This is a genomic window from Candidatus Methylomirabilota bacterium (assembly GCA_035936835.1).
Taxonomy (GTDB): domain Bacteria; phylum Methylomirabilota; class Methylomirabilia; order Rokubacteriales; family CSP1-6; genus AR37.
Window position 1 is genome coordinate 43,981 of record DASYVT010000205.1, and the last position, 10,521, is coordinate 54,501.

Sequence of the window (10,521 nt, forward strand, 5' to 3'; positions counted from 1 at the left end):
GCGGCCCATGAGCCGGCGCCGCACGATCTGGCTGGTCGTCGCCGCGGTCCTGCTGGTGCTGGGCGGCGCCTTCCTCTGGGCGCTGCCCGAGCTGATCCGCCGCCAGGCTGTGACGCAGATCCCCAAGATTACGGGCCGCGCCGCGAGCATCGGGGACATCGACCTCAACCTCTTCACCGGCCGGCTCGTCGTCAAGAACTTCCGGCTGGCCGAGCGGGACCCGCAGAAGGCCTTCGTCGAGTTCGAGCGTCTCGAGGCGCGATGGTCCTGGCCGTCGCTCCTGGCGGCGCACATACGCCTCAAAGATGTCACACTGGTCTCGCCCACGGTGCAGCTCGCCCGCACGGGTCCGCGCGAGTTCAACTTCTCCGACCTTCTCGGCCTGATCCCGCCTGCCGATCCCAAGGCCAAGCCGTCGCGGTGGAAGTTCACCATGGAGCGGCTCGGCCTCGTCTTGGGGAGCATCGTCATCCGCGACGAGGCCGTCTCGCCGCCCGCGACGTGGCGCATTCAGGGGCTGACCATCGAGGCGGGCGATCTGACCACGCGCGCTGGGCAGCCGGCAGGCCGTCTGGCCATAAAATCCAAGGTCGGCGACTCGCCATTCGAGCTGAGCTCGAACGAGATCCGCCTGGCTCCGGGCGCGGTGTCGCTGGGGCTCGGGATCAAGAATTTCGACCTGACCCAGGTCCTGCCCTATGTGCCGCCTACTGCTCCGGCCGGCCCCTACGGCGGCCGCCTCGGCTTCAATATCAAAATCGGCATCGAGCGCGGGGCGGAAGGTGTCACGCGGGCGGTGGTGTCGGGGGACATGAGCCTCGATGACCTGCAGCTGATCCGCCCCGGGGGCAAGGCGCCGTTCATGACGGTGCCGCACCTGGGCCTGCGCCTCAAGGAGGCCGATCTCATCTCCCGCCTCATCGTCGTGTCCGACGTGGAGATCGTGGGACTGAAGGGGCAGGCGCTGCGCGACAAGAGCGGCGTCATCGATCTGCTCCAGGCCGCCGCGACCCCGCCGGCTGCCGCGGGCGCTCAGCCGCCCGCGGCGGCCCGGCCCGCGCCACCGGCCCCCCCGGCGCCGCAGGCTCCCCCGGCGCCGCAGGCTCCGCCAGCGCCGCAGGCTCCGGATGACAGGACCGGGCCGGCCTTCAAATTCCTGCTCGAGAAGCTGGCGCTCAGCAAGGGGACGCTCACCTTCGTCGACGAGATGGTGTCGCCGCCCGCGACGTTGGCGCTCAGCGACCTCACGCTCTCGCTTGAGAGTGTGGCCTGGCCCGTGGTCGGCCCCGCCAAGCTCTCGGTTGGCGCCGGGCTGCCCGGCAGCGGGCGGGTGGAGATGAGGGGCTCGCTGATTCCGCAACCGCTGGACATGACCTGGACCATGTCCGTGCGTGATGCGCCGATCGAGCCCTATCAATCCTACATGCCGGTACCGGCCCGCTTTTCGGGCCGCTACAACGGCGACAGCAAGAACCGCGTCGCGCTCAAGGGCGGGAAGATGATCCTGACGTCGACCGGCACCAGCTGGGCGGATAAGTTCGAGGCGCGATTCCCGGGCGCCGAGCGCCCCTCGCTCACGATCGAGCGGATGGAGCTTGTCAGCATCGACCTCGACTGGCCGAATCGCGCGAAGGTTGCCAAGGCGGGCTTCCGGCAGCTGCAGGCCGAGATCGAGCGCGGCAAGGACGGCCGCCTCGACATCGTGAAGCTGTTCGGTGGCCCGCCGGCGCCGGCCGGGGGAGCCGCTCCCGCCCAGACGGCGCCCGCGCCGTCCGCGGCTGACCCAGCACCGACGCTTGGCCCAGCGCCGGCTCCCAAGCCCAAGGGACTGCTCGACACGATGGAATTCCAATTCGGCGAGATTCGTCTCGAAGAGGGCGGCGTGCGCTTCCTCGACCGGTCGACAGAGCCTGCCTTCTCCGAGGACCTCTCGAACATGGATCTCCAGGTGACGGGGTTGGGGAACAAGCCCGACCAGCGCGCGAAGCTCGTTTTCACGAGCCTGATCGGCGCTGATGGGAAGCTGGACATCCGGGGCGATCTGGGCGCCATCGGGGCTCCGCTCTATCTGGACCTGGTCGGAGAGATCCGCGACCTCAAGCTCCCGATCGTCAACCCGTACTCCGACCAGACTATGGCATGGCTGATCCAGCAGGGGAACCTCAAGTACAAGTTCAACCTCAAAATCGAGAACGACCAGATCACCGCCATGAACGAGGTTCTCGTGGAGAAGCTCCGCGTGGCCAAGTCGAGCCGGCCCGACGACAACGTCAAGGCGCGGCTCGGGCTGCCGCTCGGTCTCATCGTCGCGCTCATCAAGGACGGCAACGGCAACATCGCGGTGAAGGTCCCGGTCTCCGGCTCGCTCAAGGATCCCAAGTTCGACCTGTCCGAGACCATCTGGTCCGCCATCAAGAACGTCCTCGTCAACGTGCTGGCCTCGCCATTTCGGCTGATCGGGCGGCTCTTTTCGAGCGAGGACAAGATCGAGGAGCCGAAGGTCAACCCCGTCACCTTCCCGGCGGGCAGCGCCGTGCTCGCGCCGTCGATGGAGCAGCACCTCCTGCGAGTGGCCGATTTCATGCGACAGACGCCCTATATCGCGCTGACCCTGCACCCGGTGGTGGTGCCGGGCGACCTCGACGCGATCAAGGCCGAAGCCGTGGCGGCCAAGGTCCAGCAGTTCGCGAAGGAGCGCGGCATCGCCGAGCAGGTGATGGCCATCCGCGGCTACTTCGCCGTCCGGCTGCCGAGCGAGAAGCTGCCGACGACGCCCGATGCCCAGCTGGCGCTCCTGCGGGACCGCGAGCCCGTACCGGAGGCCAAGGTCAAGGAGCTCGAGGATAAACGGCTCGCCGTGACGAAAGAGCGCCTGGTCAAGAAGGAGGGCATCCAGGAGAAGCGGCTGCCGGGGGGCGCGGCCAAGAGGTCCGCCACCGGTGAGGGCGGCGTCGAGTTCGCCATCGGCGAGGGCGAGGAGTAAATTCTCTGCTATAATCCCGCGCCATGAGAGTCCTCGCGCTTCACCCCGACAGGTGCACCGGCTGTCTCCGGTGCGAGCTGGCCTGCTCCTACATGCAGACGGGCACCTACCAGCCGTCCAAGTCCGTGATCCGCGTCTCGCCCTTCGAGGGTTACACGTCCTACGCTCCCTACACGTGCACGCAGTGCGCGGAGGGTTGGTGCATGACGGCCTGCCCGGTGGGGGCGATCCGGATCAACGCCGCGGGCGCCAAGGACGTCGTGGACGACAAGTGTGTCGGCTGCAAGCTGTGCACGATCGCGTGTCCCTACGGGACGATGTTCTACGACCCGGACACCACCAAGGCCTACAAGTGCAACCTCTGCGAGGGGCACCCGGCCTGCGCCGAGGCGTGCCCGACGGAGGCGATCACCTTCGTCGAGGGTGAGACGGCGGACTGGATCGGCGACTTCGCCGCCGAGCGGACCACCCGCGTCCTGGCCCGCGAGGCCGTGTGATGGCCCCCCGCCATCTGATCATCGGCGGCGGCACAGCGGGCCTCAACGCGATCCGGACCATCCGGGAAGAGGACGGCGGCGCCTCCGAGATCACCCTCGTGTCGGCCGAACGCCCCTATTCCCGCATGGTCCTGCCGTACTACCTCGGCGCCACCATCGCCGAGTCCCATGTCTACACCGCCACGCCCGCCTCGCTCGCCGCGTGGAAGGTCAAGGCCACGCTCGGCCGCCGCGCCAAGTCGCTCGATACCGCGGCCCGGAAGCTGACGCTCGACGACGGATCGGCGGTCGAGTACGACGACTGCCTGATCGCGACCGGCTCGCGCGCGGCGCGGCCGCCCATCCCGGGCGCCGAGGGGCCCGGTGTCCACTCCTTCTGGACGCTCGACGAGGCGCGGGCCGTCATCGCGGGCGTCCAGCCCGGCACGAAGGTCGTCATGGTCGGCGCAGGCTTCATCTCGTTCACGATCCTGAACGCCATCCTGGCCCGCGGCGCCTCGCTCACCATCGTCGAGGTCGCGCCGCGGATCCTGCCGCGCATGGTGGACCCGGCCTGCGCCCGAATCGTCGCCGGCTGGCTCGAGCGCCACGGCGTGACGCTGCGAGTCGGCGCGACGATGACGAAGATCGAGGAATGGAAGGGCAAGCGGAAGCTCTCCTTTAAGAAGGGCGAGCCGATCTTCGCCGACGTCGTCATCATGGCGACCGGCATCAGGACCAACCTCGAGTGGCTCGAGGGCTCGGGCATCGAGGTCTCGGCCGAGCCCGGCGGCGGCATCCTCGTGGATGACCATCTGCGCTCGAGCGTCAAGAGCGTGTACGCGGCTGGGGACGTCGCGCGCGGACCGAACCTGCTCACGGGCACCCTCGAGGTCCACGCGATCGAGCCGACCGCCCAGGAGCATGGACGCGTGGTCGGCGCCAACATGGCAGGCCGCGACCTCGCGTACCGCGGCAGCCTCATCATGAACATCGTCGAGGTGTGCCACCTCGACGTCGCCTCCTTCGGCCAGTGGGACGATCCGAAGGCCGACGTCTTCACGGCGACGCAGGCCGACCGCTCGCAGTACCGCAAGCTCCTCTTCCGCGGCGGCAAGCTCAACGGCGCCATGATCTGCGGCCCTGCGGCCGAAATCTGGGCCACGAACGACGTCGGGATGCTCAAGGGCCTCGTCTACTCGGGCGCGGACCTCTCCCGCTGGAAAGTGCACCTGAAGAAAAACCCCTTCGACATCAAGCCCGCCTACCTCGCGACCCACACGGCCGGGAAGCTTCTGCCGCAGACGGTCCTCGGGCGGGCCTCCCAATCACCCCAGCTTCCCCACTCGGTGATGGTCCAATGAGCCCGACAGCGACGGCAAGTCGTCCAGCCAAGAAACCCGCGGCTGTTCCCGCCTCGGTGCCCGGGTATGCGGGCAAGCTCCTGCGGGTCAACCTCTCGACGGGCAAGATCTGGACAGAGCCCTGGGCTTCGGTTATGCGCGAGTATCTCGGCGGCGTTGGTCTCGGGGCGAAGATCCTCTACGAGGAAGTCGGCCCCAAGGTCCACTGGGACCATCCGGACAACCGGCTCGTCCTGGCCACGGGACCGCTGGCGGGACTGCCGGTCTGGGGCACGGGCGGGCTGACCGTGGTCACGCGAGGCGCGCAGACCGACGGCGCGACCTCGACCCAGGCTAACGGCTTCTTCGGCGCCGCGCTCAAGTATTCGGGCTATGACGCGATCGTGGCCCAAGGCCAGGCCAAGAAGCTCTCCTACCTCTACATCAACGACGACGTCGTGGAGATCCGCGACGCAGCGCACCTCAAGGGCAAGGACACCTGGGAGACCCAGGAAGCGCTCGAGGCCGAGCACGCGCTCTCGGGGCACCGGCTTTCCGTCTACTCGATCGGCCCCGCCGGCGAGAACCTCGTCCGCTTCGCGGCGATCCAGGGTGACTACGGTCACGTCGCCTCCAAGAACGGCTGCGGCGCCGTCATGGGCAAGAAGAAGCTCAAGGCCGTGTGCATCGTGCGCGGCACCAAGGCGCTCACGCCCCATGACCCGCGCGGGCTCGTCCAGGCGGCGGACGATATCGCGCATGACCTGAAGACGGATCCGGCGACCTCGACGCTCTACCGATGGGGAACGCTTCCCGGCGTCTCCAACCTGTACAAGCTGGGCATCCTGCCGATCAAGAATTACACGACGAACCTGACGACGGTGGACATGACGACGTGGGAGCCCGCCAAGCTCCGCGCGGGCTTCGACCACCGGGGACACCAGTGCAATGCCTGCGGCATGCACCACTGTCACATCCAGGTGATCGGCAAGGGGCCGAAGGCCGGCGAGTTGGTCGACGAACCGGAATACGAAGGCTGGTCCGGCGCCGGCTGGCAGATCGGCCTGACCGACAAGGAAGCCATCACCTGGCTCAATACGCGCCTCGACCGCGCCTGCGTGGACGTCAACGAGTTCGGCTGGGTCTGCGGCTGGGTGATGGAGTGCATGGAGAAGGGCCATCTCACCGAGAAGCAGGTCGGCTTCAAGCTCGCGTGGGGCGACGTGGACGGCGCGTACCGCCTACTCCAGATGATCAGCCACCGCGAGGGGTTCGGCGACCTGCTGGCGGAGGGCGTCAAGCGCGCGTCCGAAAAGATCGGCGGCGAGGCCGCCAAGTGCGCCGTCTACACCAAGAAAGGCGCCTCGCCGCGCGGCCACGACCACCGGGCCCGGTGGGAGGAGATGCTGGACACCTGTACCTCCTCTAACGGCACCATGGAGAGCGCGAATGCGACGCACCAGACCGAGATCGGCCTGCCCGGGCGCATCAACCCCTTCAACGGCGAGGAAGTGGCGCGGATGGTCGGCGGCATCCTAGGGCGGAAGCACTTCGAGGACTCCCTCGGCGGCTGCATCTTCACCTTCCGCACGCGGATCGAGAACCTGGCGCGCGCGCTCTCGGCCGCGACGGGTTGGACCTACACGCTGGCCGACGCGATGCGGATGGGCCGGCGGACGGCCGCGATCCTGCGGGCCTTCAACCTGCGCTGCGGCATCGGCACGGATGTCGAGTACCCCTCGGCGCGCTACGGCTCCAGGCCCGTGGACGGCCCGGCGAAAGAGCACAACGTCATGGACCAGTGGGAGCGCATGCGCGAGGTCTGGTACGAGACGGTCGGCTACGACATCAAGACCGGCAAGCCCACGCGCGAGACGCTCAAGACGCTCGGTCTTGACTCCCTCGCGAAGGATCTGTGGCGCAAGTAGGCTCGACGCCTGCGCTCAGCGTTACCGTGGAGGTCACCACGTGGGTGACGAAGCACGTGGGCGGTGACGGCTCCGGCAGCAAGGTCTTCACCGAGACCTTCGCGCCGGGGGAGACAGTGCGGGACGTCCTGCGGCGCTGTTCTGCGCGCTTCCCCGAGCTCGACGCGGCGCTCTGGAGCCCGGACCGCACCGAGTTGGGCGAGCATCTCGAGGTCGTGGTCAACGATGCCGTGCTGGGCGTCACGCACGGGCTTGACTCCCCGCTGAAGAACGGCGACCGCATCACGCTGCTCGGCCAGTTCATGGGCGGCTAGTGTCGAGCAGAGCCCTTTGCGGCCTGCTGGCCGCGGCCACGCTCGTTCTCGCCTTGCTCCTCGTCTGGTACTACCTGATGGGCGCCCCGCAGTACTCGCTCTACCGCTTCGCACTCGCGATCGACGCTCACGACGCGGCGGCGGCGGAGCGCTTCGTCGACGTCGACCGCGTCGCCCTTGCCGCCAGCGACGTGATCGTCGCGGAGTACCTCCGGTCGAATGCCAAGGCCGCGAACGCCATCGAGGGCCTCGGGCAGGGCGCGGCGCGCTCCGTGGCGGGGCAGGCGATGAAGCCCCTGGTGGCCGCCCGCGTGCGCAGCGAGATCCGGAAGATGGCCGAGACCGGCGGGCTGGGCCCCGGTGTTCTGGTGCTGCCTGCCGGCATGGTTGTGGCCTTCCGCGAGTTCGCCGTCGAGCGGAACGCGGCGGATGCCTGGCTGACCTACACGGACCCGCGCCGTGGACAGACCAGGTTCAGGATGAGCCAGCAGCCGGACCGCTCGTGGAGGATTACGGAGTTTGACCCTGCGTGGGTCCGGCACCACCTGAAGGACGGTTCAGCGGGATAGTCCCCGCGCTCAAACCCGCGTTTTCAGGCGTTTTTGGCAGATCTGGCTTGACTCACTGCGACGACCCGTGTTATTTGACGCGTTGCGGGCTCGACGCAATTCCCCATTCTCTTCCCCGCGCGAGGGTGACCATGGCGCAAACCGTTGGAATGATTGGGCTTGGAATCATGGGCCGCCCCATGGCCAAGAACCTCCTCAAGGCCGGCTACCCACTGGTTGTCCACAGCCGGAGCCAGGGACCCGTGCAGGAGCTGGTCGACGCCGGGGCCAAGGCGGCCGCTTCTCCCAAGGACGTAGCGGGGCAGGTGGATGTGCTCATCACCATGCTGCCCAACTCTCCCGACGTGGAGCTGGTGGCGCTGGGCCGGGACGGAATAGTCGAGGGCGCCAGGAAGGGCCTGCTCTACCTCGACATGTCCACGATCTCTCCCCTCGTGTCGCAGAAGGTCGGGCATACCCTCGGCGCCAAGGGGGTGAGGATGCTCGACGCGCCGGTGTCGGGCGGCGAGAAGGGCGCCATCGACGCCGCGCTCAGCATCATGGTGGGAGGCGAGAAGGACGACTTCGACGCGGCGCTGCCCGTCTTCCAGGCGCTCGGCAAGACGATCACGCTCCTGGGGCCGCTGGGCGCGGGCGGCTTCACCAAGCTCGCCAACCAGATCATCGTCGCGGTCAACCTGACGGCGCTCGGCGAGGCCCTGACGCTCGCAAAGAAGGCCGGCCTCGATCGCGCGCTCACGCTCAAGGCGCTCGGCGGCGGGCTCGCTGGCTCCAAGTGCCTCGACCAGAAGAGCCCGAACTACGTTTCTGGCACCTACAACCCCGGTTTCAAGATCGACCTGCACTTCAAGGACCTGGGCCTCATCATGGAATCGTCGCGGGCGCTCGGCGTCCCGCTGCCGTGCACGGCGGTCGTCCAGGAGCTGTTCAACGCGATGAGAGTCAAGGGCAAGGGCGGCCTCGATCACTCGGGCGTGATCACACTTCTCGAGGAGCTGGCAGGGCTCCCGACCCGGTCATGAGGGCGACCGTGGATCGGCCCGGGCTCGACAACCAGGGACGCACGCCGCTCATCAAGATCCGCCGCGTGCGCAAGGGCGATCTCGCAAAGGTCCGCGACGTCATCGAGCAGGCCTTCGGCGACTTCTTCGAGCGGCAGATGGGCACGCGGCCGCGCCAGGTCTTCGGCGGCGCCCAGTACGTCCATCACCGCTGGCTCATGGAGCCGTGGGGCTGCTTCGTCGCCGAGGAGGGTGACGGCAAGATCGTCGGCGCGGCGCTGGCGGTGATGTGGGGCACGGTCGGGCTCGTCGGTCCTCTCGCCGTGCTGACCAACTACCAGAACCAGGACATCGGCCAGCAGCTGCTGACGGCCTGCCAGGGCTTCTTCAGCGAGAACAAGGCGACACTCGAAGGCGTATCGACCTACCCGTACAGCCCGAAGCACATCACCCTGTACCAAAAGTTCGGCTACAAGCCCAAGGGGCTCGTGGTGATCGCCGCGAAGCCCATGGACCGGCGCGAGATCGTCCAGGCGACGCGGCCCCCCAGGCCCGGCCTCGCCGTGCGTCGCTACTCCTCGCTCGAGGAGGCCAGGAAGAAGGCCGCCATGCTCCGCGTGCGGCGCATCACCAACGGCATCTGGCGCGGCATGGACCTGGGCAAAGAGGTCGAGATCGTCGACGGCCTGGCGCTCGGCGACACCCTGTTGTTGGAGAAGGGGCGCGACGTCATCGGCTTTGCCATCGTCCACATGCCCGGTGTCAGCGAGGCGCCGCACGGCAGCGTCTACGTCAAGTTCCTCGCGGTCGACTCCCGGCAGCGCAAGCCCGAGAACCTGCACGCTCTGCTCGCGGCCGTCGAAGAGATGGCGCATGCGGCCCAGCTTCAGCGCGTGGTGGCGCCGGTCTATACGTACTACTGGACCGCGTACCAGACGCTCCTCGAGCGCGGCTACCATCCGGACTTCACCATGGTCCGGATGAAGCGGGGCAAGCAGGAAGACTACGAGCACCCGGACGGCCTGGTGCTCGACGACTGGCGCTAGCGCATTGAGGCGGGTGATCTGCGGACGCGACGCGACCCTGCGCGCCTGGGCGCTCTGCGCCGCGTTGCTCGCGCAGAATCCCGGGGCCGCGGGGGCGCATGCCATCATCCTCGAGTCCGATCCCGCGGCAGGCGCGAAGGTCGCGGACCCGCCCACGCGCATCTACCTCCGCTTCAACAGCAAGATCGAGAAGCGCCTCAGCCACGTCACGCTCACCGCCGCAGACGGCCGGCCGGTGCCCGTGGCCGTCAAGGCCGACGGCAGCGAGAAGCCGGACCGGATCGTGCTGCCGCTCGGGTCGCTCCGCCCCGGCGCCTACGTGGTCCGCTACAAGGTTCTCGCAGCCGACGGTCACATCACGGAGGGCGCCCTGCGCTTCACCGTGCTCGAGCCGAAGTAGCGACGGAGAGTTCCCGATGCTCAAGGGCAGGGCGACGTCCGAGGGCACCGCGGCCTATCGCGCGGCCCAGGGCGCCGGGGCGGCAGACGACCACTTCCGCGAGTGGCGCGGACTGTCGCTCTCCTCGGTCGGTATCGGGACCTACCTGGGCCCTGACGACGACGCCACGGACGCGCTGTACGAGGCCGCCGTCGACCAGGCCGTCGCGTCGGGGATCAATGTCGTCGACTCCGCGGTCAACTATCGGCGCCAGCGGAGCGAGCGCGCTGTCGGCCGGGCGCTCGGCCGCCTCGTGCGCGCCGGCAGCGCGGCGCGCGAGGGCGTCGTGGTCGCGACAAAGGGCGGCTTCTTGCCCTTCGACGGGCCCGCGCCGCCGGGGTTGCTGAGGCCCGGCGATCTCGTCGCCGGCTGCCACTGCATGACGCCGCGCTATCTGGAGGACCAGATCGAGCGCAGCCGGG

Annotated in this window: 10 protein-coding genes; all 10 read left to right on the top strand. The window is 68.4% G+C overall.

Features of this window, described 5'->3' with window-relative positions; translation table 11 throughout:
* Nucleotides 1-7 precede the first annotated feature (7 nt).
* Nucleotides 8-2,983, top strand: coding sequence for a DUF748 domain-containing protein (locus VGV06_18655; protein ID HEV2057165.1), 2,976 nt, complete (start codon nt 8-10; stop codon nt 2,981-2,983).
* 23 nt (nt 2,984-3,006) lie between these two features.
* A complete protein-coding gene (locus VGV06_18660) occupies nt 3,007-3,480 on the top strand; it encodes a 4Fe-4S dicluster domain-containing protein (GenBank protein HEV2057166.1) in 474 nt (157 codons plus the stop codon).
* Entirely contained in the window at nt 3,480-4,823 is a 1,344-nt protein-coding gene (locus tag VGV06_18665; GenBank protein HEV2057167.1) for an FAD-dependent oxidoreductase, read from the top strand. Before VGV06_18660 ends, VGV06_18665 begins: the two co-directional genes overlap by 1 nt.
* Entirely contained in the window at nt 4,820-6,730 is a 1,911-nt protein-coding gene (locus VGV06_18670; protein ID HEV2057168.1) for an aldehyde ferredoxin oxidoreductase C-terminal domain-containing protein, read from the top strand. Before VGV06_18665 ends, VGV06_18670 begins: the two co-directional genes overlap by 4 nt.
* Nucleotides 6,718-7,044 (top strand): MoaD/ThiS family protein, encoded by a 327-nt coding sequence (locus tag VGV06_18675; protein HEV2057169.1) that lies wholly within the window; start codon nt 6,718-6,720, stop codon nt 7,042-7,044. The genes VGV06_18670 and VGV06_18675 overlap by 13 nt, the downstream gene beginning before the upstream one ends.
* Nucleotides 7,044-7,613, top strand: coding sequence for a DUF2939 domain-containing protein (locus tag VGV06_18680; GenBank protein ID HEV2057170.1), 570 nt, complete (start codon nt 7,044-7,046; stop codon nt 7,611-7,613). Before VGV06_18675 ends, VGV06_18680 begins: the two co-directional genes overlap by 1 nt.
* 131 nt (nt 7,614-7,744) lie before the next feature.
* Nucleotides 7,745-8,635, top strand: coding sequence for a 2-hydroxy-3-oxopropionate reductase (locus tag VGV06_18685; protein ID HEV2057171.1), 891 nt, complete (start codon nt 7,745-7,747; stop codon nt 8,633-8,635).
* Nucleotides 8,636-8,643: 8 nt separating this feature from the next.
* Nucleotides 8,644-9,660, top strand: coding sequence for a GNAT family N-acetyltransferase (locus VGV06_18690; protein HEV2057172.1), 1,017 nt, complete (start codon nt 8,644-8,646; stop codon nt 9,658-9,660).
* Between the two features lie 13 nt (nt 9,661-9,673).
* The gene (locus tag VGV06_18695) at nt 9,674-10,060 is read left to right on the top strand and encodes a copper resistance CopC family protein (protein HEV2057173.1); all 387 of its coding nucleotides are present in this window, start codon (nt 9,674-9,676) and stop codon (nt 10,058-10,060) included.
* A 16-nt stretch (nt 10,061-10,076) separates the two neighbouring features.
* A partial coding sequence (locus tag VGV06_18700; GenBank protein ID HEV2057174.1) for an aldo/keto reductase occupies nt 10,077-10,521 on the top strand: 445 nt, incomplete at its 3' end.

Coding starts and splice junctions, on each gene's coding strand:
- VGV06_18655 (HEV2057165.1), top strand. CDS start 8: ATGAGCCGGCGCCGCACGATCTGGCTGGTCGTCGCCGCGGTCCTGCTG.
- VGV06_18660 (HEV2057166.1), top strand. CDS start 3,007: ATGAGAGTCCTCGCGCTTCACCCCGACAGGTGCACCGGCTGTCTCCGG.
- VGV06_18665 (HEV2057167.1), top strand. CDS start 3,480: ATGGCCCCCCGCCATCTGATCATCGGCGGCGGCACAGCGGGCCTCAAC.
- VGV06_18670 (HEV2057168.1), top strand. CDS start 4,820: ATGAGCCCGACAGCGACGGCAAGTCGTCCAGCCAAGAAACCCGCGGCT.
- VGV06_18685 (HEV2057171.1), top strand. CDS start 7,745: ATGGCGCAAACCGTTGGAATGATTGGGCTTGGAATCATGGGCCGCCCC.